Origin of the sequence: Larsenimonas rhizosphaerae, from assembly GCF_023700005.1 — a bacterium.
GTDB lineage: Bacteria > Pseudomonadota > Gammaproteobacteria > Pseudomonadales > Halomonadaceae > Larsenimonas > Larsenimonas rhizosphaerae.
Map to the genome: position 1 here is coordinate 134,151 of NZ_JAMLJK010000003.1, position 24,961 is coordinate 159,111.

Below are 24,961 nucleotides of genomic sequence, written 5' to 3' on the forward strand. Positions count from 1 at the left end.
TTAAATATGAGTATAAGGTGATAAAGGATTTTTAAAGTGGCGTAAGCGGTCTAAAGTAACAAATATATTTCGCCAGGAGAGGCAGTCATGACAAAAATCAAAAACAGTGTACGCTCTGCTTCAGGCACAGCCTATATTTGCCACTGGCATACGCCGGAGCAAAAGGTATTTTGTCGTCGTGAGCGACATTCGTTACATCCTCGGCGTTTCAGCGCCCTGCAGGAAGAGACTGACTTGTCTTCTCCGCCGATGTCCAATCATCCCGTGGCCAAAAGAAAGCCATCGGACGCGTCCGAGAAGTGATACGTCCATCAGGTGGTTGACCGCGTCAGTTCAAGAACCGTGACTGACGCGGATGTGCTTCATGCAGGGGCATGGTGGATGTAACGGCAGGACGCCGGTACTTTTATTATTCAAAAGGTTTGCGCCCTGCTTCCTGAACGCGCAGATACAGGCGGAGGATTGTCAGAGCTGTCGCAAGGGCAATCGTGCATTCATCAAGTATGTCTTCCAGCAGTTTTCGTCTTTCCGGCGTCAGGGGGTCTGTCATTAATGTCAGTGTGCCGGGTGATGCCTGGTCGCTGTCGATGGTTCTTGATAGTGTGCAGTCTGACTGTGCATGTTGTTCCGTGCCCCAGTGCACGTGCAGAGGCTGAGCCAGCTCGGTAATGGGAAGTGTCAGCGTTCCGCTGGTATCAGTGAAGCAGCCTGGCAACTCCTGAGTCACGCCGGCCCTGAACATTTCGATGGTTGTCGCAGTCGCAAGACGTGAGCGGAGGGCGTGCAGCCGTTGCCGGTATCGTTCCTTTTCCCTGCAAAGCTCTGTCGACTGTGCCAGTGACTGCTCTGCGCAGACCCGCTCCTGAGTGTCGGTAACAATGGCAAACAGCATGTTTCCGCCATTGATATGAATCGGACTGATACGAATATCTACTGCACGATGTTCTCCATTGGCCAGACAGTGCGTGGTCTCAAAGCGCGCTATCGAGTTCAGTTGTGCCTGCAGCAATCGCCGTTTGACGTCCTCATGATTCCCGCCGTTGAGCGTTTGTATCGACATGCCCTGCAGGGTACGCAAGGCATACCCATAATATTCGGAAGCCGCTGGGTTGGCATCGATGATCTGGCCATCGAGCGGGTTGATCAGTAGTTTAATGGCATTGCCGCCGGTAAAAAGGCCTCGGTAGAGGGCTTTATTTTCCCGTAAATGTTCTCTGGCGTAGTGCTGTTCATCAATGTCACTGACCTGCACCAGAAACAGGGGCTCATTACTCAGTGGCATGATATTCCATTCGGTCCAGCGCGGCTTATACATCCCGGTATCAAGCCGGTATTTTCCGGTAAATGGTGACAGGGCGGCCTCCTGACCCAGAGGAAGCTGTTCGAGATAATCGTTCCAATCAATGGCCAAACGACGAGCGTCCGGCCCGGAAGCCTGCTCAAAGAGGCTGATGTCCGGGTTGATCTCTTCACCATACAGTTGCTGCAATGGCGAATTGGTCTGATGAGGGGTGCCCGTGGTATCTATCATTGCCATGCCATCGGCCGATGCATCAAATATGGCTCTGAAGCGGTTATTCATGGCCTGAAATGCAAGTTGCGTGGGCTTGCGTTCATTGATGATGGTGACGGTGCCCACTACATGCACAGGATGCATCATGGCATCCCGTGACATCACCTGACCCTGCGCTTCGACCCACACCCACTGACCGTTGGCGTCAAGCACTCTGTATTCATGCTGGATCGGCGGGCCTTCATCATATAAATGACGATGAATAATCTGCTTGAATTCGGCCCTGTCGTCCGGATGAATCTGCCCCAGTGTTTTTTCAATGCTGCCATCCAGCATGTCGCTGTTTTGATAACCCAGCAGGCGATGCCAGTGCTGGGAGTAATCAAGTCTGTCCTGGTCTGGGTTGTATTCCCAGATGCCGGTGCGAGCATTTTCCAGCGCAAAGTGATAATCCCGTTTCAGCCTGTCCAGTGAGGTCCGGGTTTTCTGAAGCTCGGTAAAGGGTTGTTTCAGGCTGGAGCCCAGTGTGGCCTGGCATACCAGGCCATAAGCAATCAGCTTGTAAACATGACCAAGCAGGCTGTACCCATCATAGGATGCGGCGTATAGGGTAAAGCAGACTTCTGACAACGCAGTAATGAAGGCCGCACTGGCCAGTTGTTTGTTGTTGACGTATTTCGACAGCCTTTCGTTTTTCATGAGAAAGACGCCTGCCATGAGACTGGTAACTACCAGTACCCACTCTATGACTATCTTGAAAGTGCTCAGCCCTTCACCCTGGTTATAGAGAAGGGGGATGCGGTCGTGATGGTAGATGAGGCCAGCCAGCACCAGAGCAAGTAAGGCACTACCTATAAGTAATCCGAACAGCCAGCGCGATGATGGCCACCGCTCAACACTGGAGATCCCCACCATCAACAATGCGCTGATGGCAAGAAAGCGCCCTGTTGCCCCAAGGTATAGCGTGACGTTGATATCGGTGATGCCGGGTAACAGGGCAAGCCCTGGAAATGACAGGGCATGAGCAAGGTTGAAACCTGCCGCCAGCCCATAAAGGACGCCCATTACCAGTAACGCCGCAGGAACCGTGCTTTGGTATCCTGTGAACAGGCAGAGGGTGACCATGAGCGCCATCAGGGTAGCCATTATTTCGATGACGGCATGCCAGGCAGCATAATGTGGTGGAATCCAGGTGCCCTGGACGCGGGACAGCCACAAAAAGCCGATCAGTGCCATCAGAAGGATTGCCGGCAGCAGCAGGTAACGAAAGCTGGCAGACTGCAGGCGGTAGCCGGATGCCCTGGAGCTGAAAGGGTAGCTCATAGATAAATGCCCTGATTAAAGAGGCCGTTCATTAAAGAAATGTTAATGTAGTTTATCAAAGCAAAAGGACTCACAGGATTTTTTGAGTGTTACCGGGATGCTCTTACACTCTGACGTTTCAAGTGTGCCGTTTCAGATAAATCGCTCCCAGCCCAAGAGAGCGAACGGCCGTGAACAAGGTAAATGACAGCCATAGCCCGGTATTGGCCAGAGATTGCGTAACATACCAGCAGGCGATATAGGCCATCAGAGCGATAATCATGGTATCCCTCATTGCTCTTGTATCGGTCAGACCGATAAAAACTCCATCCAGCAGGTAACTCCATACGGCGACCAGTGGCATGACAACAAGCCACGGCAAAAAGCTGACAGCTGTTGCCGTCACTGGTGCCAGATCCGTCATCAGGCTGATGAACCATGGGCCTGCGAGCCAGAACAGAAGTGCAGCCCCTGTTGCTGTCAGTATCGAGAACCATGTACAGGCAACGATGTGGCGGGACATGAGTGTTTTATCATTTTTTCCTGCGGCTTCCCCCACGAGTGCCTCTGCGGCACTGGCAAAGCCATCCAGGCCGTAGGACGTCATCATGACCAGCTGCATGAGAATGGCGTTGGCGGCAAGTGTTGTTGTATCGATGCGTGCGCCCTGTGCCGTAAAGAAGGCCATTGCAGACAGTAGACACATCGTGCGCACAAAAAGGTGGCGGTTGACGTGAAAAAGAGGAGCGTAGGCCCTGAGTCTGGACAGTAACTCGATACTCCAGGTGCCGGGAATGCGCTTCAGCTGTCGCATGGCGAGCCAGAGTCCTGTCGCACAGGCGCAATAATCTGCCACCACTGATGCCAGTGCTACGCCGTTACTGGTCATGTCGAGTCCGACAACAAGGATCAGATCCAAAACGATGTTAATACTGTTGGTCAATACCATGATCAACAGAGTGACTCGGCTGTTCTGCTGGCCCAGAAACCATCCTATCAATGCATAGTTGACCAGCACCGCTGGTGCCGAGCATATTCGTATATAAGCATATCCATTTGCCAGCTCACGCGTATCAGGGGCACCGCCCAGCAGATCGAGCCCTGCAGTAATCAGTAGCGGCGAGAGGGCAATCAGGATGAGGCCAAGTATCAGCGCAATGATCAGCGACTGGCCCAGCAGGTGTCGAAGGCTTTTGGTATCGCCACGGCCATGGGCCTGCGACGTCAGGCCGGTGGTTCCCATGCGTAGAAAACCGAATCCCCAGAACAGAAAGCTGAACAGGGTGGCGCCCAGTGTTACGGCGGCCAGATATCGGGCATCACTCAGGTGCCCCACCACGGCAGTGTCCACCAGTCCCAGCAGGGGGACCGTTATGTTGGAGAGAATGATGGGCCAGGCCAGGCCCCACACGCGCTGAGTCGCAGCAGGAAGGAAACTCACGTCTGTAGTCCATGGTAAAACGAGTGGCATATGCAGGAAGACATGCGGCCGGGCAGGTCCGTGCTTTTGTAATATAACAAGAATGTATTTAACATCGTGTCAATTACTACAAAAACACTGTTCATGCGTGACCAGCCGCCGACTGCTCCAAAGGGGCAATACTGACATATTCTCGCCCTTGCCCTCCCGGAAAACTGGAACGATTCAAGCTGTCACGCCTTTATTTCATTCAAAAAGGGGCACAACAATGAATAACGTGATTTCACCGAAGCAGCTGCGGCCTTTGGCACTGTCCAGCTCACTGGTCTCAGGGCTGCTGCTGGCCTCGACGGCTCAGGCAGGGACCGTGACGGATGTTGATCTGACATCGGCAGGGATCATCTTGCCGACAACCAATATCTCGCTGTATGACAATGCTGCTACTGGTGTACGGCTCAGCGGCGGATTGACGGTTCACGGTTTTGCAGCCGGCACGCGCAATGCCAACTTCGGTGGTACACGGGAAGGGGCGCAGCCGGATAAGGGCCCGGACTGGTGGGAAGCAGCCGTTATCCCGAGTCTGGCAGGTGAAGTTGATCTGCCTGAGAGCAGGGGTACCCTGTTCGGGGGCGTTTCCGGCAGCTATGGTCTGACACGGGGCAATGCCCATGGCGATGTCGACGGCGCAACACCGGGTCATCCAGAAGAAGCCCGTCTGAAAAAATCCTACCTGGGGTGGCGCAGCGGCGACATGCTGACAGATTCACTGGGTGAGGATGCCATTACCTTTTCCTTTGGCCGACAGACCTTCCAGTTCGGTGATGGATTTCTGGTTGGTGATGCCTATAGCGATACCGGCAAGAACGCTGTGTACTACATCGGCCCGGGTGACGAATTTCAGTCCAGCGCGGTGTTGTCACTGGAAAGCCAGGGCTGGCATGGTGATCTGTTTCATCTGAAGGCGCATCAATACGTCAGCGGCGGCTCCGATCAGGATACGTCGTTGAACGGGGTTAACGTGGACTATACCCTGGGAGATCGCGCCAAATTCGGTGTGGCATATCTTGATATCTACGACAGTGATATTGATGCCCGCGATGGCATGGAAGTCTATAACCTGCGTGCCAAGGGCATCCCTCTGGCATCGCTACCCGGCCTTGCGCTCGGTGGCCAGTATGTATACGAGACCAACAACAGACAGAATGTCGATGATCACGCCTGGTACGGGCAGGTTACCTATACCTTCCTCAATACACCCTGGACGCCCGAAATTGCCTATCGCTACGCTGAATTCAGCCAGGGTTATGATCCATTGTTTTATTCGTTCGCCGGTGGGTGGGGCAGCTGGTACTTCGGGGAAGTGGTCGGTGAGTACATGCTGTTCAACTCCAATCTGAAAGTGGACATGGTGAAGGCATCGATCAGGCCTCATGAGTCGCTTGAAACCGGCCTGATTGGCTATCGTTTCCGCTACGATGAAACTCCGCAGGGTATTTCCAGTCGTGATTTTGCCCGAGAGGTAGATCTTTATGCCGACTGGACCGTCACGGATCACTTCAGCATTTCCGGCGTGTACGGTGTGGCCTTTCCGGACGATGGAGCGAAGCAGAGTGGTCTTTATGATGACCACACATCGCAACTCGTCGAGCTGTTCGCAACCTATAGTTTTTAGGCAGTGTTGGACATGAAAGGGCCGCCCATCGAGGCGGCCCTTTCATGTCCGGAGCGCTGGTTTTTCAGCCGGCAACCACAATGCGTTGATACTTTTCCATCAGCTGATCCCGGGTCTCTTCATGCTCGGGGTCAAGCGGTATGCAGTCTACCGGGCATACCTGCTGGCACTGAGGTTCATCAAAGTGACCGACACACTCGGTACACAGCCCGGGGTCGATCACATAAATTTCTTCGCCCGGTGAGATGGCATCATTGGGGCATTCCGGTTCACAGACGTCACAGTTGATGCATTCGTCGGTGATCATCAAAGACATGACAGTTACCTCACGGTAGCAGGCAGCGCGCGATACGCTGCCGTATGAAGACAACAGGGAGGCACTTAGTGATAGTGCTCCTGAAGCGCGCGAGCCACCCGGGGGTGCACCAGCGCAGTCACATCTCCGCCCAGACGTGCAATTTCACGCACGATGGTCGACGAGATGTAGGAGTTTTGTACTTCCGGCGTCAGGAACAGACTTTCTACATGAGGCGCCATGGCACGGTTCATGTTGGCCAGCTGCAGTTCGTATTCAAAGTCCGAAACGGCGCGCAGGCCACGTAGAATGATACGCCCGTGGTGGTGCTCGATGAGCTCGGTCAGCAGGCAACTGAACCCTACCACTTCGACATTGTCCAGGCTTTCAAGCACATCACGCGCCAGCTGGACACGTTCGTCCAGTGACAATGTCGGTTTCTTGCCGGGGCTGGCGGCCACGGCCACCACGATTTTATCAAACAGGCGTGCTGCCCGTTCGATCAGATCAGTGTGGCCATTGGTGATGGGATCAAAGGTCCCTGGATACACCGCAATATTCATTACGCGCCTCGCTGGTAGTCTCGCGCTGCAACAGTCAGTGACGCCAGGCAGCGCGGTCCGGGCCAGTTATTTGTCGTTCAGATGTCCAAAGGGATTGTCGACGTTGAACGATACCGGGTTGGCATAACCGGGTATCTTCAATCCGGCACTGTCCATGGACAGCTCAGGGCCCTCGAGCACCCCTTCGCCGAACTGATAGGTCGGCTTGAAGTGTCCGCCATGTGATGCATTCTCATGGGCTGCGCTGCGTTCAAGTGTCCTGTCACGGCGGCTTCGCCATGCCGTCATGGCGGCCTCGCCATGGCGCAGGGTCATCAGGCGTTCGGTCACATCCGGTGACAGCAGGGGAGCCGTAGCGTTATTGCCGCCAAACCCCTTGGCATTGATAAAGCTGACATCTGCGGTAAAGGCCTTTGGCGTAGTGAAAAAATCGAGTTTTTCAGCGAAGACATCATCCGCTACCTGGTCAAGGGTGGGGATGCCGGGAATCATGCCAAAGGCAAAGGTTCCCAGTGCGCTGGCCATCTGATCTCCGGCAGCGCTGCCCTGGGAATGGCCGATAAAGGCCTTGATGGCTGCAACCGGCCAGTTCTCGATGCCAAAGGCTCGCGCCACCATATCCATGACGTGCGATTCGGACGTCCTGTTCTTGGGGGTGCTGGTCCCATGGGCATGAATGTAGCTGCGATGGCGTACGGCGTCATCCCCCAGCAGATCCTTGGCCAGTGCCACACTCTTGCCAAGGGTCAGGTAGTTACCGATACCCGGTGCCGAAATGGAGCGCTTCCAGCCATCGGCATTAACGAAGACATCCGGCACGCTGCCGAGCACCTGGGCACCCATTTCAAGCGCCAGACTGTCGTCCATCAGCAGGATGAACTGAGAAGCCTCTGCGATGGTGAAGCCGCAATTGCGTGCAAAGGGACGGCTGGCGCGCTGATAATCGGCATCGGTCAGCAGCTCCAGAGCATCCAGAGCCTTCAGGCTGGCATCATCTGCCAGTGCGCTCATGACACGGAACCCTTCGACGACTTCCGGGGTGATCGGAGCATCCGAGGTGCCGACCATGACCACACGCCGACGGCCCTGTTTGATGTCTTCAACGCCCAGGCGCAGGTTGTACAGGAAGGTAGCGCAGGCACCCAGCATGGAGCCTGTCGTTCCCACGCTGCCCAGAACGTAGGCATTGATGAAATCGGCCGGCATCTGGCCGTATCCCAGCGGCATCTGCTTGGACGTGGCACGCTGTCCTGTCACGAAGCTTTGCAGCAGGCCACCCCAGCCGTTTTGATCGAGCTGACCGATGGAGTTGCCGGCATAAACGGCCACGGCATCCGGGTCGAGTCGGTCAATGATGTCCTGCCATTCAAGCCCGCTCTGGCCCAGACAGTCTGATGCTCCAAAGATGGACATGGCCAGCCCGCGCGGGTGATGCACACTGCGGTAGAAGGAAGCCGGTTCAAACCCGGTGGGTAATTGTCCGGCACTTTTCACCAGAGCGTCACGTTGCTCCGGCAACATGACATCCAGTGGGCCAGCCGGCACGGTCACTTCCACCTGACGCCTGTCGATCTCTCGCACCTGCCAGTGGGCCGGCGTCGGCGTAGGGAGCTGTCGACGGCTGAGCACGAAGGTCAATGGTGTGTCGAGCGACAGACCGGCCTTTTTGGCGGATGAAATGCCGTCATCGCCGAATTGAGGATCCTCGATCCGACGAATATTGGTATGAGTCAGGATCCAGTCGCGATGCTGAGCAATCAGACTTGCTTCATCCAGTGCATTGCCCTGGGTGTCGCGCCACTGATCGGCTTCGCGTGTGGCCAGGGCCATCAGTGATGCCAGGCCCAGAAGCGTATGATGCTGTGATGCCGTGGGGAGGGCGTCAAGCACGGTGCGCTGATAGGATTGATGACTCGAGGTTCTGCCGGCAGCGTTGATGCCGCCCATGCCGACGATCACCGGTAACTGTGACAAGCCGCGTCCCTCGTAATACGTTCATATCGATTCGCCCATGATGGGAACGAACCATCATGGGCGGAGAATACGGCGATGATAGCATTGCGTCGGGTCGCACGTCATGCTGGTGCGTCCTTCTCGTGGTCATGTTTTGTTGTCCGGGTCCTGCGTGGCTGCGGTATGATGCCGGTGGTTGGGCGATCATCACGGCAGGGCAGACAGATGCAGGGCAATTCTTCCAGTATTTCCACCTCGCAACACACGGTTCACGAGCACCTCGCGACCCGGGTACAGCGCGCACTTTCGGCGCCCTGGCAGCGGCCGATTGCGGATCATTCCCGGGAGGCTTTCGAGCGGGCACAACGCTGGCGTGAGTGCCATGGTGGGCCACTGATACTGGACTCCGGATGCGGTGTCGGCATTTCAACGCGCCGGCTCTCGGCCCTGTACCCCGACAACTGTGTCATCGGCATTGATCGCAGCGCAGATCGGCTGTCCCGGCAGCACGGCGCCCTGGCCGATAACGCCTTCCTGATTCGTGCGGATCTGGTGGATTTCTGGCGCCTCGCCCTGGCTGCCGGCTGGCAGCCTTCACGCCATTATATCCTTTACCCCAATCCCTATCCCAAGCCCGGCCATCTGAAGCTCCGCTGGCATGGCCACCCGGTATTCCCAGCGCTGCTGGCACTGGGGGGTGAGGTTGAAGTGCGTTCCAACTGGCGTATCTACGTAGAGGAATTTGCTCAGGCGATGACCATGGCCGGCGCAGTAACGGCCCTGCCTGCCGTCGAGTGCTGGGCTCCGAACGGCGATTTCATGACCCCCTTCGAGCTCAAGTATCATGACAGCGGCCAATCGCTGTGGCGAATGCGCGCCATACTTTCCTGGCAGCCCTCTCTCATGCCAACGGATGGCGTCATTAATAAGGTTTGATGAAAGGAAACCCTGTTTTTCCTGGAACCCTGTCAGTAAGCTGATGTGCTCCAATGGAGGCACGATAATGACAGGGAGCGGTTCATGAAACACCCGATAACGCAGCGTCTGGCCGTACTGGCCTGCATGGTGGCCTGCAGTGTGACGTCACTTGCCCATGCTGCCGGATTTGATGCCGTTGAAGGCATTGCTGCCAAGGGATTTGACGTCAGTGCTCAGGCAGTACTTCTTGATGGCAATACCACACTGGGCGCCATCGCGCCCAGGGCCATGCTGACACCGGCCTCGGTCTCCAAACTCTATATTTCTGCAGCATCACTGGACCGATTCGGCCCCCAGAAGCGCTTTACCACCCGGCTGGTGACTACCGGAGAAGTGGAAAGCAATGGCACGCTGCGCGGTGACATCATCCTGGACGGTGCCGGTGACCCGGGGCTTACGTCCAACGACTACTGGATGCTGGTGCAGGGCCTCAAGCAATTGGGCGTCAAGCGTGTGCGGGGTAATGTACTGGTCAGTGAGTGGCGATTTGGCCCGGTGCCCTGCATAAGCACGGATCGCTGTCGGGCGCGTACTTCCTCACGCCATGCCTATGATGCCCTGTTGTCTTCGGCTGCCGTGGATTTTGCCAATTGGTGTGTGCGCGTCTATCCGGGATCGAAGGTCGGTGAACCGGCACATTTGCAGGGCTGTTTTGGCGAGAAGGCACTGACGGCGGTCGACAGTAGCATCAAGACCGTTGCCACGACGCAGCCTACGCGCATCAGCGGCGCACGAGTGACCAGCGGGTCAACCGATACACTGAAGCTCGATGGCACCATCGCGCTCGATACCTTCCCGCGTAATATCTATCGTGCCAGTGCCGATCCGGCCCAGCAGAGCCTTTATACGCTGGTGGATCTTATGCATCAGGCCGATATTACGGTGACCGGCAATGCAACCCTGAGCCGGACGAGACCTCCGTCAGATGCGACGGTACTGGCATCGGTCGACGGCCCGACGCTTCAGGAACTGTTGCTTCGAATGATGAACTATTCCAATAACTTCATGGCCGATGTACTGGCACTGGACCTGTCGAGTACGACACCGGCGACCCTGGCCAATGCGAGTGCAGCGCTCGAGCGATTTGTGGCGACCGTGCCGGGCCACGGGCCGGTGACCCTGCAAAGCGGCAGTGGGCTGACCACGCAAAACAAGACCTCGGCCCACGGCCTGATTGCACTGCTCAATGAGATGTATCATCGTCCCGCCCTGTTTCCGGTCTTTGTGGCTGGCATGCAGGCGCCGGTCAACGGGCCGATGCGGTTCATACGTCGGGGCAGTGATGTCTTTCAAAACAACATCATGATCAAGACGGGTACCCTCAATCAGCCGGTGCCGGTGCGTGCCGTAGCCGGCTATTTCCGTACTCGTCAGGGGCGATGGGGCGCCTTTGCCGTCATGGTCAACGGGCGCGCTGCTACCCCTTATTTACGGTGGAAGGATGTACTGGAAGCGGTTTCGAAGGACCTGACGCCGATGATCGAAAATCATTGACGGCATGTACGCAGGCGCCGGCCACCATGGCTGGCGCCTGTGGTAATGGTTCAGGAACGGTGCGACCATTTATCGACCACGGCCGCACCTACCACATCACCGGTGATGTTCAGGGCAGTGCGTGTCATGTCGAAGATACGATCCAGAGCGATCAGTAGAGGCAGCCCCTCGGTGGGGATGCCTGCGGCGATCAGAACCGCTACCACCAGAAAGGAGGGGCCGGGCACACCCGCCTGACCGATGGCACCGATGGTGGCAGTGAAGATGATGGCACTCCATGCGGCCAGACCAAGATCGACCTGAAAGACCTGAGCGAAAAAAACGGCGGCAAGCCCGTAATAGATTGCGTTGCCGGCCATATTGATCGTGGCCCCCAGCGGAAGAACAAAGGCGCAGGTTTCGTTGGACAGGCCCAGTTCCTTTTCGGCAACCTCCATGTTGACCGGCAGCGTGGCCATGCTGGAGGCTGTTGACAGCGCCACTACCTGAGGCTTTTTCATTTTGCTGAAAAAGACACCCAGTGGTACATCCGAGGCAAGGCGGATGATCAATGGATAGATGATCAGGCCATAGATCAGCAGGGCCAGAAAATAGACGCCGATCAACCCGCTGATCGATTCCAGTACACCGAAGCCGAAAGTACCCACCGCATCGGCCATCAGCCCGAAGACCCCGACAGGCGCAAGCCACATCACGACGGTAATCATCCATATCAAGGCATCCATGATGGTCTGAAGGCCGGCCATCAGAGGTTTGACGCGTGTCTGATCGATTCGTGTCAGCGCCAGACCAAAGAACATGCAGAACACCAGAATCTGGAGAATGTTGGCCTGACTCAAGGCAGCAAAGATATTGGTGGGAATCATGCCAAGCACCGTATCCCAAAAGCCCGGAACCGAGCCCTTGTCGGCATATTCACTGGACATGCTCTGGCTGAGATCAACCCCCTGACCTGGCTGAAACAGCTCGCCCAGCCCCAGTGCAAGGGCGACAGCCAGCGCCGAGGTCAGCAGGAAGAAACCAATGGTCAGCAGACCGGTACGTCCGGCCGAAGAGGAACTGCCAAGCCCGGCGGCCCCTGAGATGATGGCAACCGCAATCAAGGGCACTACCAGCATGGTAATCAGGTGAATAAATACATCCCCCAGGGGGGCAAAAAGGCGGGCCTCATCGCCCATAATGATGCCGGCAATCACGCCGGCCATCATGGCGATCACTACCTGCAAGCCTGTATTTTTCAGTAATCTCGCTGCCATCGTTCCGCCTTGCTCAGGTGTCAGAGTCATTCCGACTCCATCGATGGAGTCGGAGCAGGGCGGGCATTATGCGAGAAAAAAGCAGGGCGGGGAAAGGCGGGCTGGAAAACGAGGCATCAATGACAGGATACGGCGAGGGGAAAACTCGCCGAAACAGAGCTTATTGCGGAGGCAGGGTAACCATGTTGCCCTTGAGCGCAACACCTGTTACCACGTTGCCGGCATGGCATTCGTAATTTTCATCGTTGATGTAATCACGCTTGTCGTAGTAGCTGGCGATGTTGGTGACCGCATTGGCACCCACAAGCCGTGCGCGTTGCTGAAGATCAATCAGCGCAGACAGGGCAACCCAGCGGCAGGCTTCCTCATCACTCTTGGTTATCGAGCTGGTGGTACGGTCCGTGTAATACCCGCCGTGACGGTCCTGAACCTCGGGATGGACCTGGTTGCCAAAATACAATCGAATCGTGGGGTCCAGCTCTTCACGTGCCTGAGGCAGGGAAAGTACATCCTTGAAGGGCATGAAGTACTGGGTATTGCGCGCCTGGGCCTGTCCGGTCCAGCCGAGCGTAACGACGGCAACGCTCAAAAGCGAAGCTGCCAGAGTCTTGCAACGCATCATGAGAACCCTCTCCATGTTGGTTCAAAAAACGAAGTAATTCGAAAAAGTGAAGGCGCGATGGGGCTACTATCCGTGATCCTGTTCGGCCTCGCAAGCAGGTCACTGCCGCCGCGGTGCGCCCCTTGTCAGAACATGCCACCGTTTACCGACAGGACCTGACGAGTCATGTAGGCAGCGTCTCGTGAGCAAAGAAAACTCACGACGCCGGCAATCTCATCCGGCTCGCCCATGCGCTGCATCGGTACCTGCTCCTTGATCTGTTCCCGGGGCACGGCTTCGGTCATCTCGGTGTCTATCCAGCCCGGCGCAATGCAGTTGACCGTGATGCGTCGTTTGGCAAGCTCCAGTGCCAGCGCTCGGCTGGCTCCTATCAGCCCGCTTTTGGCGGCACTGTAATTGACCTGGCCGCGCTGTCCCACCACACCTGCCGCCGAGGACAGTGTCACGATTCGTCCGCCTTTTCTGGCCTGGATCATCGGCATGACCAGCGGGCGCAATACGTTATAAAAGCCATCCAGATTGACGCTTAATACGCTGTCCCACTGCTCGTCCTGCATGCCGGGAAAGGGGACATCCTGGCTGAAGCCGGCATTGAGTACCACGCCGTAAAAGGGACCACGTGCCTCCACTTCCTGCTCAAGGGCGATGCGGGTTGCATCGCGGTCACTGATGTCGGCCTGCAGCAGCCAGGCCTTGCGCCCCAGGGCCTCGATGCACTCACACACCATGGCGGCATCATCCTGACGTTGTCGGTAGTGCACCACGATGTCAAAGCCGTCCTTCGCCAATCGCAGCGCAATGGCCCGACCGATACCACGGTTGGCACCGGTGACCAGAATTCTGTGGGTGTTCTCGGAAGAGGTCATGGTGTGATTATCCATCGGTCAGTGCAGCCGGGTCACTTGGCTGAAAAATCTTGAGGGTGGCCTCGGCCACACGAGCGTCGGTCTTGAAAATGGCACCGTCAAAGGTACCCAGACCATTGTCGGCCACAAATCCGGGCGTGATGTCGACGCGATAAGTGGTGCCGGGCTGCAGGTAGTGTTCAAACAGCTGCAGGCGACTGGCGCCCAGCAGAAGCCCCTTTCTGGGAGCCTCTTCCTGTCCGGTATCGGCGGTGAGATAGCCCCAGGCTGCTACTGCCTGTGCCATCCATTCCAGTCCGATCCAGCCCGGTAGGCCGTCCGGCGTCATGAACAGGGCGTCGTGTGCTGGCGTTACCATGGCACTGAGCCCCGCTGCATCGGCATGGGTAACGCTATCGAGCAGGCACATGGGGCCGGAGTGAGGCACGAGGCCGGCGATGGGGCGTGGCAGTATCATGACGTGCGCTCCAGCAGCAGGGTGGCATTGTTGCCGCCAAAGGCAAAGACATTGCTCATGGCGTGAGTCAACGGGGTCCCTGGTATGGACGAGCTGACCAGATCAAGCGGCGGCAGCCGGTCATCATAGTGGCCATCATGAACATGCACCGGCAGAAACTGATGTGTCAGTGAAAGCCAGGCAAAGGCCGCTTCCAGCGCACCGGCCGCGCCCAGTGTGTGTCCGGTCAACGCCTTGGTGGCACTGACAGGTACACCGCAATGGCCGAAAACACGATCAATGGCCCGGGCTTCCATGGCATCGTTGTGCGGCGTAGCCGTGCCATGGGCATTCAGATAGCCGATGTGCTGCGGCAAGGTACCTGCCATGGTCAGTGCCTGGGCCATGGCGCGAGCTGCACCGTCGCCCTCCGGATGGGGGGCTGAAATGTGGTGAGCGTCAGACGTTTCACCATAGCCGGTCAGCTGAATGCCATCGGTGTCACGAGTCACGATGAAGACAACGGCAGCCTCTCCAATATTGATGCCGTCTCTGTGTCGTGAAAACGGCATGCAGGGCGTTGCACTGACGGCATCCAGAGACGCAAAGCCATGTACCGTGAGGTTGCACAGGGTATCGGCACCGCCGGCAATGACCGCATCACACTGGCCGGAGGCCAAAAGACGTCGGGCCGCACTCAGCGCCCGAGCGCCGGAGGTGCAGGCCGTGGAAATGGTCCACTGGGGGCCGCGAATCCCGAGGTGATGTGCAATGAACGCAGACGTGGCTCCCAGTTCCTGACGGAAGTAGCAGTACTGATCATCAAAGTCATTGCCGGGCCCGGTACGGTCAATGGCCGCTTCGGTTTCACTGACACCGGAAGTGCTGCTGCCCATTACCACGCCAATGCGCTCCGGGGCGACCGAAGCCAATAATGCTGGCAGTGCCTCTCCAAGCGCCTCAAGTGCGGCCAGGCTCAGTTGGTTGTTGCGGCTTTGATGTCTGGCCGGCCAGTGGGACATGTCCGGCAGGGGCATGGTTACGGCCCCAAGCGCCAGGGGATGCCCCGGGGTGTACTTCGAGCACATCGTCAGCCCGCGTGTTCCGGTTTCAAGCGCTTTAGTGATGACGGATAGATCGCTGCCCAGACAGGACGCGATTCCTGGAGCCGACAGACGGCAGGGTATCTGTTGGCTCATGGTGTCCCCTCGTCGGGCAAGGGGGCGATGGTCAGGGTATAACCGGCCTGATGATCATCAAGATACACCGGCGCCGGTGCCAGCGGCTGGTCGCCATCATAGGTCACGGTAACGATATCACGGCCTTTCTGGCGGATATGGCGGATGGTTCTGCCCTGTGGGTCTCGTTCGGTGGCGAGCGTCCAGTCACTGCCCTGCCAGGCATCAGCCAGAGCCGGCGCAGGCCACAGGCCCCACTCCAGCCGGGCCGCCAGCCAGGCAGCCGGGAAGGGCGGCTTCATCAGCGTCTGGGTATAGCGGGCGCCCTGGGCATCATCAACCAGCGTGAACAGCCGCTGGCCGGTGGGCGTAGCCACTACCGTCTGTAGCCCCCCGGGCATCAACCGAATGACTCCCAGCAGCTGACGTGCATCATCATCCTTGTCATGAGGCGTAAAGGTCAGAAGGCGGGTAAGAGTGTTCGGCGCGGCCGGGTGGTCAAGCGCCGGCGTGGGTGCCAGTTGCGGGCCCATGCAGCCGGCCAGCAGGGTCAGTAGCATGATGCCCAACCAGGGGGCCAGGTGTCCTCGCATCAGGCAGTTTCCTTTTTACACAGGGCCGCCAGCGATGCAAGGTGCTTGCGAGGTGCGGCCACGAACGGGTTGGTGGTATCCCAGGCATAGCCGGCCAGCACAGCACTGATCATGCGTTTCAAATAGGCGGGCGGATCGGGATGAAAAATGATGGTAGCCAGGGAGCCGTCATACCAGGCATCGACAAAGGCGCGAAAGACGCTGATGCCCTGGCGCAGGGGGAGTTCAAACTCGAGGTGCCAGTCCACATTGTCTCCCTGCAGTGAGCGATAAACCAGCGCGGCGGCGTCTCGTGCCGAACGCAGGGCAATGGTGACGCCGGAGGAAAAGATCGGGTCCAGAAACTCACCGGCGTTGCCGACCAGCACATAGCCGGGCCCGTGAAGCCGCTCTACATCGGCCGAGTACCCCCCTAGGGTGGCGGGCTCACGCACCAGACGCGCGTCCTTCAGAAGCTCTGTCAGGTACGGAAAACTTTTCCACAGTGCCTGATGCTGGGCTTCGGGAGTATCACCCAGCGAAGTCAGTCGATGGGCGCGCTCTACAAACCCCAGCGATGCACGCCCATTGGCAAAGGGGATCAGCCAGAACCAGCGCTCTGCTTCTGAAGCGTGAGCGCCCAGAAGAATCTTTTCCCGATCGTAGCCGGGGTCGCTGATGTGGTCTTCTATATGTGCAAAGACGGCCGTTCGTTCGGAGAGTCCTGGTGCACGCATCAGTCCTTCATGCCTGGCCAGTACGCGGCCAAAGCCGCTGGCATCGATCACGAACCGGGCCGTAAGATGTCGCACTGGGCCCTCGTCCGGTGTAATGGTCAGGCACGGCGTCTGAGTGTGTGCGGTGAAATCGCTGATACGGGCGCCGAAATGAACGACCGCGCCGGCCTGTTCGGCAGCCTTGATCAGACGATGATCAAAATCGGCCCGTTCTACCTGACAGGTGGTGCCATACCCGTCGGTAAACTTGTCTCGAAAATCGATATCGACGCTTGTTCCGTCCTGGTCAAAGCGGGCGCCGTTCTTGTGCTGATAACCGCCTTCCTCCAGCACATGAAGCAGCCCGGCTTCCTCGAGGTAATGCATGCTCTGTGGCAGCAGGCTTTCTCCGATGGAAAACCGCGGGAAATACCGAGCCTCGATGACCTCGACCCTGACGCCTCGATCAACCAGCCATTTGGCCGCCAGGGCACCGGCCGGGCCGGCACCAATGATGGCCACATCAGTGGTGGTGGATAACTCACTCATGCGTAATGCTCCCTTGAGGCGAGGTCGGTTGCCTGGGTTGAACCAGCGGTACCAGCAGCCAGACGCTCAATAATCCCAGCAGTGTGGTCAGGCCAATATAATGCAGAACCGGGGTCGCGCTGAAGGCCAGCAAACCGAAGGCCAGCAGGCTGGACAGCGTGGATAGCGTAATGGCAAGCCATGCATGGTGCGCGGTGGGGTGCTCGGTAATGAAGATACCGGCATCGAGTCCCAGACCAATGACCAGCAGCAGGGCCAGTTGATGAAATAGATTCAGGGGCACGCCCAGCAGGCTGTAAAGGCTCAGAACCAGCAATACCGCTCCGGCAGCCGGCGCCATGACGCGCCAGGTACGCCGACGGTAGCGCAGGGACAGCCCCAGACCCAGCAGTACGAGGGCGCCGCCGACCCACCAGGCAATTTGCCGCCGAAGCTGGCCCAGTACGCTGGAAATATCGGCAACCCGGTCTACCAGGCGAAGATGCGGGTCGTTCCTGTCTGCGGCCTGCAGTGCCTTGATGGCACTGGCATCCGCCTTGCCGGTCAGGCTGATGATACCTGCGACGGCACCTTGTGGTTCAGTAGGGTCTGCCGGGCCGATCCAGAGCCGCTGATCGCTCTTGCCCGGGCCGGTGGCCAGCCAGTGATCCAGCGTCAGGTAGGGCGGAGAGATCAGTGTTCTGTCGGCCTGTTGAACAAGTGTTTCGGGCAGGCCGGCACGAGTGTACAGGGTGGCCAGATTCTGTTGATAAAGGGTGCGGGTGCGCTCGAGATTGTCATCCTGATGCACCATGGTGGGCACATGGTCACTGAGTAGTTCGAAGCCGCCCAGATGGCCTTCCTTCTTCAGAGAAGACAGCAGGGGATGCAGCTGATCGGCCGCATCAAGCCACAGGTCTGCCGTCTGCGCCGTCAGCAATAGATAGCGAGTGCCCGTGTCGCGGTGCAGTAGACGCTGCACCTGTTGCTCGTCGCCCAGCAGGTCCGGTGAGGAAGTATTCAACAGGCGCAGGCTGTCATCGGTGCCGAGACGGCTGACAATCAGTATCAGTGCAAGGGCGGCCAGGCCAAGGGCCGCCGGCGCGCGAAGTCGTCCCTGCAGGCGTGAGAACGGAGCCCAGAGCCGGTCAGCCAGCCGGGCAGCGTGAGGCGTATTTTTCATGCGGATGCGAGGCAGCCAGACCACGACCGTTATCCAGGCACCTATCAGGCCAGCTGCAGCAAAGATGGCCATTTGCCGCAGGCCCGGCAGGGGTGTCAGGGCCTGGGCGGCAAAGGCAATGACGCTTGAGGCCAGCCCCAGTGCCAGCCCCGGCAGCAGGCGAGACAGTGAGAAATGATGCTGTTCGGCGGCGCGGGCGCACTGCATGTGAATGGCGTAATCAATGGCGATACCGATCAGACTGGTACCAAAGGCGATGGTCAGCAGGTGAAGGCGGCCAAAGATGAGCAGGGTCACCGTCAGGGCGAACAGGCCGCCTGTCACCAGGGGAAGCAGCAGACTGGCCATGGTTTTTGGAGAGCGAAAGACCAGCCATAGCATGATCAGAAGCCCCATCAGGGCGCTCAGTCCGAAGGTGGACATCTCGCGTCGAGCCTGTCTGGCGCCTTCACTGGCATGAAAGATCATCCCGGAGCGCAGCAGGGTGGCCCTGGGGAACTGATCGTTGAAGGTAGCGAGGGACGCGTCAAGCTGCGCCTGAGTGCCTTGATCAAACGGGTTGCCATGCAGGGTGCCGATCAGTACAGCGTACTCCTGACCTTCCTCCGATGTGACGGTGACCAGGTTGTGATGTGTCTTGAACAGGGAGGGCAGCTGATAGGTCAGCCAGTGATTCAGGAGGCCATAGGGGTCGCGGATGGGATGCTGATCAAGACCATCCGGCATGAAGAGCCCCTTGAGGGCCTGCTGTTCAATGTTTTCCAGTTGGCCGGCATCAACATCGTCCTGCCAGTCCGGTGCCATGAGCCGGTATCGGTAGGGGCCAAGGGCCTTGACGATGTCGCCACTTTCAAAATCGTCCGGGCGCCACTGCAGCGATGCAACAGCCGGGCTCTGGTTCAGAAGACCGGCAAGGCGTGCTGCGGTGTCGTTCAGCGAATCTGCACTTAGCAGCAATACGAACCGGTCCTCGAACTGGGCACCCAGCTGATGATTGGCACGCCCTACCAGCTCGGACTGATGAGTATCCGGCAGCAGTGCCGTGACACGGGTGTCAAAGCGTGCACCGTGGGTCAACAGCCAGCCGCAGATGACCGCACAAAGCAGTATCACGCCGCCCCATGACCAGGCCCATGATGGCCGGTGCGCGCCCGACGTGTTCATGAGTCGCTCTGGGTCTGATCAAGGCGAATGTCGAGTCGGTCCTCGTTCGCCAGATGCATGGCCAGGGTGTCGAGCTGATCACCTCCCGCCAGGTCGATGCGCTCAAGATAACGTTTCATGCTATCGGATCTGGGGGTCAGCCGAGCCTGCCAGTGTCCGGTCGTGCCGGACAGCGCGATGGTGAAGCGCTCCTGAAGTGCACCAAGATCTCCGTCAAGCAACTGCATGATCAGGCGCGCCACGCCGCCCGGGTCATCCTTCACGGGTTTGCCGTTGCGGGTCATGCCCGTATCGTCCAGCGTCATGGTCTCCTGTACCGGGCTGGTCAGTGTCCAGCGAACCTGCTCGCCACGATCGAATTCGTAGTGTCCGTGACTGGTCAGTGTGGTCTGCATATCGTGCAGCCATCGCTTTTGAACAAACGTGCCCTCGACATGGGCCTGACGGGAAAGCTGTTGCTCGATGGCGCTCATGCTCACCGGATCTGCCTGGGCCGTTGCTGACAGCCCCAGGGTGCCCAGCAGTAGCCCGCTGGCAGTAAGCAGGGGCAGAAGGCGGAAAAAATGATTCATGGCAAATGCTCCAGTCGTGCCAGCAGGTCCGGTGGGGTACACAGGCGGCGTTCGCCGGTGGCAATGTCCACTGGCACCTGAACGCTATGGCCGCGGGTCAGCCGGCTGCCCGTTGCCTTGTCCCGCACCTCATAGGCGATGCGTAAGCGGCCATCCCAGTCAGTCAAAGTGGCCGTAATGGTCAGGCGCTGACCGAACCGGGCAGGGCCGGGATAACGAATCCGCAGATCAACCACCGGCCATTCGTGGCCCGAGGCCTTCATCTGTAGATAGTTGTAATCCAGCTGGTCAAGCAGCGCACAGCGTGCAATTTCAAAATACCTGGCGTAATGGCCGTGCCAGACAATATTCATCATGTCCACATCGTGAAACGGGACATCCATCTCGACAGTGGCGGAGGGGCGCGTAACATTCACGGATCATGCCTCGTCGTTGGTGGCGTGCTCTCGGCCGATTGGAGTGCGCTGGTCGCATCAGGTTCATTTGCGGGTGTTCGTTGTGCCCAGAACGGGTAGAAGTTGAACCACTCAAGCGGATAGCGGCAGCAGAACTGCTCCAGGCGATCAGCATAGGCCTGCATGCCCTGATCAATCCAGGCATTGCGTTCGTGCCGCTTCAGGGTGCCGGCGTCCGCCAGCGGTTCGAAATGTACCTTGTAGCCGCTGCGTTCCCGGGCACACAGCAGAAACCACGTGGGGCAGCGCAGCAGTGCTGCCAGCCAGAAGGCACCTTCCGGGAAGCAGGCCGGATGCCCCATGAATTCGAGTGCCCGGCGGCGGCCGGTCAGTCCGATCGGCTCCCGATCAGCGGCAATGACCACAAAGCCCCCTTCATTGATACGGTCGCCAAGACGCTGTGCCGTGGCCGGACCAATTTCGCTGACTTCGATGATGTCGGGGCGAGGGCCGCTTGAGCGGCTCAGCAGGGTATTGAAGCGCTGTGCATGACGGGTATGCATCAGTACGCTGATTTTCAGGTCGGGCCGAAGCGTGCCCAGTGCCTGGCAGATTTCATGATTTCCCAGATGGGATACCAGAATCAATCCGCCCCTGCCTGAGGTGATGGCATCACGCAGTGTGGCATGATCGACAATCTGTACGTCATTCAGCGGGATCTGGCCGTGCAGGGCCCGAACCTTGTCGCGCATGGCGATACCGAAGGCCATGAAGTGACGAAGGGTGGCAAGTGCAGGCAGTCGGACATCGGGATGGGCCGATGTCAGTCGGCGCTGATACTGGCGCGAAGCGCGGCGTGCCAGCGGGTTTCGACACCAGTAGTACACACTGACGAAAAACAGAATGGTGTTGTACCCGGTATCCCCCAGCCATCGGTGGATGCCGAGCATGATATTCATGCCGGTCACCGAGCCGGATTCCTTGACTTCTGACCAGTGCTTGTTGCTCATGATGTCCGCCTCCTGGCCAGCAGCGAGGGCATTCGCATCAGCATGCCCAGTGTCAGCCGAACATGCATCCGCGCCAGAATCAGATTGTCACGCAACAGCCTGAAGTGAGACACCCCATCGGTGGGATAGTGAACCCGGACCAGACGGTTCTGAATGCCCTGGCCGCTCCAGTACCACCGCACCAGTACTTCGGTATCAAAATCCATGCGATCACCGCAGCTGTGTCGCGACAGCATCCGTGTCAGGGGGGCGACGGGGTAGAGCCGCACACCGCACATGCTGTCGGTGATCGCCATGGACAGGGTGTTGATCCATACCCAGACATGAGTGATATAACGACAGATAAAGCGGTGCATGGGGACGGTGTCATCGAAGCGCGGCCTGCCGACGATCAGTGCCTCCGGCGTACGCTCCATATCGGCGATGAACGCCGGGAGGTCCTCCACGTCATGCTGGCCGTCGGCATCGACCTGAAGAGCGTGCGTAAATCCCAGATCGCGTGCAGCAAACAGGCCGGTGCGCACGGCAGCGCCCTTGCCGGAATTGCGGAGCAGTCGCACCAGATGAATGTCCGGGCGAGCGGCCAGTTCGTCCAGCACGCTGGCACAGGCAGGACTGCTGCCGTCATCGACCAGAAGGATCGGTAATTCCAGGGCGGTCAGCTGTCGGCAGGTTTCCACGATGGCGCGTTCATGGTTGTACACCGGTATCAGTACGCAGGCGTGATGTGAGGCCATCAGCGTTGTTCCTCGCATCGAGCTCGTCCACTGGCATGATCGCCCTCGCAGGAACCTACCCTGAAATGCAGGGTGTCCTCACGCCATTCAAGTGTCAGTGTCAGGCGTTGACCCGGTCGAACCGGGCGCGGAAAACGCAGCCGTTCGATTCGGCCGGCGGTACCGGCGTCCGGCCACTGGCGGTGAGCATACTCCATGCACCAGGTGAGCAGGGCAACGCCTGGGACGATAGGCATGCCCGTAAAATGGCCTTCCAGGGCGCGCAGGGTATCCGGCACTTCCAGGTGAACTATCAGCCGGGTATCGCTTTCAAGCTCGCTGCCCAGCCAGCGGGGACGTTCATGGTCCATCACATCGGCAAACAGTTCGTCTATCAAGGCGCGGGTCAGCTTGCCCTGTGCATTGGTGGGCCAGACGGTGGTAAAGCGCCAGTAGCGCGGTACGGCGACGGGCTCGAACTGACGCTCCAGCGTCTCGCGCAGCGAGGCAATCAAACGTCGTCGAGCTTCGCGATGGTGCGGTACGGCCGACGCTTCCAGCTGTACTATGGCCCCGAGCCGCCCTCCCGAGAATGCCAGTTCGACACAGTCTGCTCGTTGCACGTCCGGATGGGCTTTCAGGTGCCGAACCATGCCATCCAGCGAAACGCGCTTGCCGGCGACCTTGACGATTCTGTCAGCCCGGCCCAGCAGTTCGAACCGGCGGCCCTGCAGATGTTTGATACGGTCTGCATGACGCTGCCAGTCGGCCGTGTCCAGCCGTGGAGAACGAAGCCGCAATACGCCGTCCTGTTCCTCGATGTCGGTATCATCAAAGGGGGTCCATGCCGGGTCAGCGCGCTGATCGCGCCAGGCGATCGCGCCGGTTTCCGAGCTGCCGTAGATTTCGATGATTGACACCGACAGCCGGGCCTCGGCGTGGTGACAGGCAGGCAGGGACAAGGGGGCACCTGATGAATACACCGAGCCGGGGCGGCGGCCATCAGGAGGAAGCAGCGCCTCCGGTATTCGCTCAAGCTGGGCAGGAGAGCTGATCAGGGCAGCCATGGGCATGTGCTCGAGGTAGCGTGCCACTTCTTCCGGGTACCGGCAGATGTTCAGGCCGAAGGGGCGGTCCTGTACCAGTGCGCGGAGCAGGCCGGCGGACAGCCCGTAAATGTGCTGATGGCTTACCTGGCTTGCAATGACGCCCTCGGGCAGGGCAAAGGTATTGCCGAAGGCACAGGTTTCATGGGCAAGCTGTCGGAAGGTCTTGATCAGACGCTGCGGATCACCGCTGGAGCCGGAGGTGAAGATTTCCATGGCGGGGGCATCTGCTCGCAGTGGCCCCCAGGCAGGACGCGCGATGATGTCATCATCCAGGCAGGGCTGCCAGGCATGGGGCGCCTCTCCCAGCAGCACATCACCTTCCCGGGTCAGCTGGCTCAGCGTGTCCTGCCGGTCATCGCCTGGCAATACGACAGGGATGCCACGATGCCAGCAGGCCAGCAGGGCACAGACAAAGGGCCATGGCCCGGGGTGATAAAGCACGGCCTTCTGATCAGGCCCGATGGGGGCCTGCTGCCACGCGGCGATATCTCGGTGAAGATCGGCAATGCATTTTTGTTCATTGATACCCGCCGCCACCACCGTGCTGTCATGGCGGTAGTGCCATGGCGCGTCAAGGAACCGGGATTCGTCAAGGATGGGTATCATGCCGTATGGCTCCGTCGAACGTATTGGCGCACGATCCACTCGCCGGTAAAGAGGGCGGCGGTCAGAAGATAGCTGATCGCACCATTGTAAAGTGTCCATGTCGGCAGGTCGGCCCACACGGCCGTTGCCAGTGCTGCCAGGGTATTCAGCGCAAAAAAGCCGGCCCAGACCCGGGTGACGTTTCGGGTATAGCGTATGCCGGCCTCCGGCAGGTCGGGCTCACTGATTCGTGCCAGTCGTTCTACCAGCGGCATGGGGCCCATCAGGCTGCCGGCAAACATCACCAGCATCATCAGATTGCCCAGTACCGGGTAGAGCCTTAATCCCAGTTCATCCTGACCTGCCAGCAACAGGATGATGATCGGCAGGGCGAACAGTCCGTTCTGAAGGAACCTTCGCGTGATCACCGCTCTGGCCAGCAGCAGGCCCAGACCTGCCATTGCCAGCGCCCTGACGCCCGCGTGGGGGAGCAGCCACAGGATCATCAGCGGATACATGAGGCCTGCCAGAGCCAGCAGGAGGGCCAGGGGGCGACGGTCAGTCATGAGGGCCTATTTTTCTCGACGAGCCTCAACGAGTGCAGCCAGATGGCGAAGGCTTGCAAAGTGGGTCTGATTGTCTTCTGCATCACTGTCCAGCTTGATGCCGTAGTGTTTCTGAAGCGCCAGCCCCAGCTCGAGGGCGTCGATGGAATCAAGTCCCAGTCCTTCGCCGAACAGCGGGTCATCCGGGTCAATATCATTACTGGTAACGTCTTCGAGCTCGAGCGTGTTGATAATCAGCTCGGCAAGCTCATGCTCCAGAGGCGTCAGCGGGGTGTCCGACATACAGGATCCTTTTTA

General features: G+C 58.6%; 24 protein-coding genes. 4 read left to right on the forward strand and 20 right to left on the reverse strand.

The window, feature by feature from the left end; genetic code table 11:
- Positions 1–87: 87 nt before the first annotated feature.
- Complete coding sequence (locus NAT21_RS12705; RefSeq protein ID WP_250938939.1) at positions 88–303, forward strand: hypothetical protein; 216 nt, start codon at positions 88–90, stop codon at positions 301–303.
- 106 nt (positions 304–409) lie between these two features.
- Here NAT21_RS12705 and NAT21_RS12710 read toward each other — a convergent pair whose 3' ends face one another.
- Positions 410–2,836, reverse strand: coding sequence for an MASE3 domain-containing protein (locus NAT21_RS12710; protein WP_250938941.1), 2,427 nt, complete (start codon positions 2,834–2,836; stop codon positions 410–412).
- Between the two features lie 118 nt (positions 2,837–2,954).
- Positions 2,955–4,256: an MATE family efflux transporter gene (locus NAT21_RS12715; protein WP_250938942.1), complete on the reverse strand. Its 1,302-nt coding sequence runs from the start codon at positions 4,254–4,256 to the stop codon at positions 2,955–2,957.
- Positions 4,257–4,503: 247 nt separating this feature from the next.
- Between NAT21_RS12715 and NAT21_RS12720 the strand changes: the two genes are divergently transcribed.
- Positions 4,504–5,907: an alginate export family protein gene (locus NAT21_RS12720; RefSeq protein WP_250938944.1), complete on the forward strand. Its 1,404-nt coding sequence runs from the start codon at positions 4,504–4,506 to the stop codon at positions 5,905–5,907.
- Positions 5,908–5,971: 64 nt separating this feature from the next.
- Here the strand turns inward: NAT21_RS12720 and NAT21_RS12725 are convergent, their stop codons facing one another.
- From NAT21_RS12725 to NAT21_RS12735, 3 genes are all read right to left on the reverse strand, one after another.
- Positions 5,972–6,223, reverse strand: coding sequence for a YfhL family 4Fe-4S dicluster ferredoxin (locus NAT21_RS12725; protein ID WP_250938946.1), 252 nt, complete (start codon positions 6,221–6,223; stop codon positions 5,972–5,974).
- 65 nt (positions 6,224–6,288) lie between these two features.
- Positions 6,289–6,765 carry a pantetheine-phosphate adenylyltransferase gene (gene coaD / locus NAT21_RS12730; protein WP_250938948.1) on the reverse strand — a complete coding sequence of 159 codons (477 nt, stop codon included), beginning with the start codon at positions 6,763–6,765 and terminating at the stop codon, positions 6,289–6,291.
- A gap of 66 nt (positions 6,766–6,831) precedes the next feature.
- Positions 6,832–8,712, reverse strand: coding sequence for a beta-ketoacyl synthase (locus NAT21_RS12735; protein WP_250939159.1), 1,881 nt, complete (start codon positions 8,710–8,712; stop codon positions 6,832–6,834).
- A gap of 231 nt (positions 8,713–8,943) precedes the next feature.
- On the opposite strand from NAT21_RS12735, the gene trmB reads away from it, so the two are divergent.
- Positions 8,944–9,654, forward strand: a complete 711-nt coding sequence (trmB, locus tag NAT21_RS12740; RefSeq protein WP_250938951.1) for a tRNA (guanine(46)-N(7))-methyltransferase TrmB — start codon at positions 8,944–8,946, stop codon at positions 9,652–9,654.
- An 84-nt stretch (positions 9,655–9,738) separates the two neighbouring features.
- Positions 9,739–11,190 (forward strand): D-alanyl-D-alanine carboxypeptidase/D-alanyl-D-alanine endopeptidase, encoded by a 1,452-nt coding sequence (gene dacB / locus NAT21_RS12745; RefSeq protein WP_250938953.1) that lies wholly within the window; start codon positions 9,739–9,741, stop codon positions 11,188–11,190.
- A gap of 50 nt (positions 11,191–11,240) precedes the next feature.
- Here the strand turns inward: dacB and NAT21_RS12750 are convergent, their stop codons facing one another.
- From NAT21_RS12750 to NAT21_RS12820, 15 genes are all read right to left on the reverse strand, one after another.
- Positions 11,241–12,476, reverse strand: a complete 1,236-nt coding sequence (locus NAT21_RS12750; protein WP_250938955.1) for a dicarboxylate/amino acid:cation symporter — start codon at positions 12,474–12,476, stop codon at positions 11,241–11,243.
- A 130-nt stretch (positions 12,477–12,606) separates the two neighbouring features.
- Positions 12,607–13,068 (reverse strand): excinuclease ATPase subunit, encoded by a 462-nt coding sequence (locus NAT21_RS12755; protein ID WP_250938957.1) that lies wholly within the window; start codon positions 13,066–13,068, stop codon positions 12,607–12,609.
- 125 nt (positions 13,069–13,193) lie between these two features.
- Entirely contained in the window at positions 13,194–13,934 is a 741-nt protein-coding gene (fabG, locus tag NAT21_RS12760) for a 3-oxoacyl-ACP reductase FabG (RefSeq protein WP_250938958.1), read from the reverse strand.
- 7 nt (positions 13,935–13,941) lie between these two features.
- Positions 13,942–14,391, reverse strand: coding sequence for a hotdog family protein (locus NAT21_RS12765; protein ID WP_250938961.1), 450 nt, complete (start codon positions 14,389–14,391; stop codon positions 13,942–13,944).
- A complete protein-coding gene (locus NAT21_RS12770) occupies positions 14,388–15,569 on the reverse strand; it encodes a beta-ketoacyl-ACP synthase (protein WP_250938963.1) in 1,182 nt (393 codons plus the stop codon). Before NAT21_RS12770 ends, NAT21_RS12765 begins: the two co-directional genes overlap by 4 nt.
- Positions 15,566–16,141 (reverse strand): DUF3261 domain-containing protein, encoded by a 576-nt coding sequence (locus tag NAT21_RS12775; RefSeq protein WP_250938965.1) that lies wholly within the window; start codon positions 16,139–16,141, stop codon positions 15,566–15,568. The genes NAT21_RS12770 and NAT21_RS12775 overlap by 4 nt, the downstream gene beginning before the upstream one ends.
- On the reverse strand, positions 16,141–17,385 hold the full coding sequence (locus NAT21_RS12780) for an NAD(P)/FAD-dependent oxidoreductase (protein ID WP_250938968.1): 1,245 nt from the start codon (positions 17,383–17,385) through the stop codon (positions 16,141–16,143). Before NAT21_RS12780 ends, NAT21_RS12775 begins: the two co-directional genes overlap by 1 nt.
- The gene (locus NAT21_RS12785; RefSeq protein ID WP_250938971.1) at positions 17,378–19,711 is read right to left on the reverse strand and encodes an MMPL family transporter; all 2,334 of its coding nucleotides are present in this window, start codon (positions 19,709–19,711) and stop codon (positions 17,378–17,380) included. The genes NAT21_RS12780 and NAT21_RS12785 overlap by 8 nt, the downstream gene beginning before the upstream one ends.
- A complete protein-coding gene (locus NAT21_RS12790; RefSeq protein WP_250938973.1) occupies positions 19,708–20,283 on the reverse strand; it encodes a LolA family protein in 576 nt (191 codons plus the stop codon). The genes NAT21_RS12785 and NAT21_RS12790 overlap by 4 nt, the downstream gene beginning before the upstream one ends.
- Entirely contained in the window at positions 20,280–20,699 is a 420-nt protein-coding gene (locus tag NAT21_RS12795) for an acyl-CoA thioesterase (RefSeq protein ID WP_250938976.1), read from the reverse strand. The genes NAT21_RS12790 and NAT21_RS12795 overlap by 4 nt, the downstream gene beginning before the upstream one ends.
- Positions 20,696–21,688 carry a lysophospholipid acyltransferase family protein gene (locus NAT21_RS12800; RefSeq protein WP_250938978.1) on the reverse strand — a complete coding sequence of 331 codons (993 nt, stop codon included), beginning with the start codon at positions 21,686–21,688 and terminating at the stop codon, positions 20,696–20,698. The genes NAT21_RS12795 and NAT21_RS12800 overlap by 4 nt, the downstream gene beginning before the upstream one ends.
- Complete coding sequence (locus NAT21_RS12805; RefSeq protein ID WP_250938980.1) at positions 21,685–22,425, reverse strand: glycosyltransferase family 2 protein; 741 nt, start codon at positions 22,423–22,425, stop codon at positions 21,685–21,687. Before NAT21_RS12805 ends, NAT21_RS12800 begins: the two co-directional genes overlap by 4 nt.
- The gene (locus NAT21_RS12810) at positions 22,425–24,119 is read right to left on the reverse strand and encodes an ApeI family dehydratase (RefSeq protein ID WP_250938982.1); all 1,695 of its coding nucleotides are present in this window, start codon (positions 24,117–24,119) and stop codon (positions 22,425–22,427) included. The genes NAT21_RS12805 and NAT21_RS12810 overlap by 1 nt, the downstream gene beginning before the upstream one ends.
- Positions 24,116–24,664 (reverse strand): COG4648 family protein, encoded by a 549-nt coding sequence (locus tag NAT21_RS12815; protein ID WP_250938985.1) that lies wholly within the window; start codon positions 24,662–24,664, stop codon positions 24,116–24,118. The genes NAT21_RS12810 and NAT21_RS12815 overlap by 4 nt, the downstream gene beginning before the upstream one ends.
- A gap of 6 nt (positions 24,665–24,670) precedes the next feature.
- Positions 24,671–24,946, reverse strand: a complete 276-nt coding sequence (locus tag NAT21_RS12820) for a phosphopantetheine-binding protein (protein WP_250938987.1) — start codon at positions 24,944–24,946, stop codon at positions 24,671–24,673.
- Between the last annotated feature and the right edge of the window lie 15 nt (positions 24,947–24,961).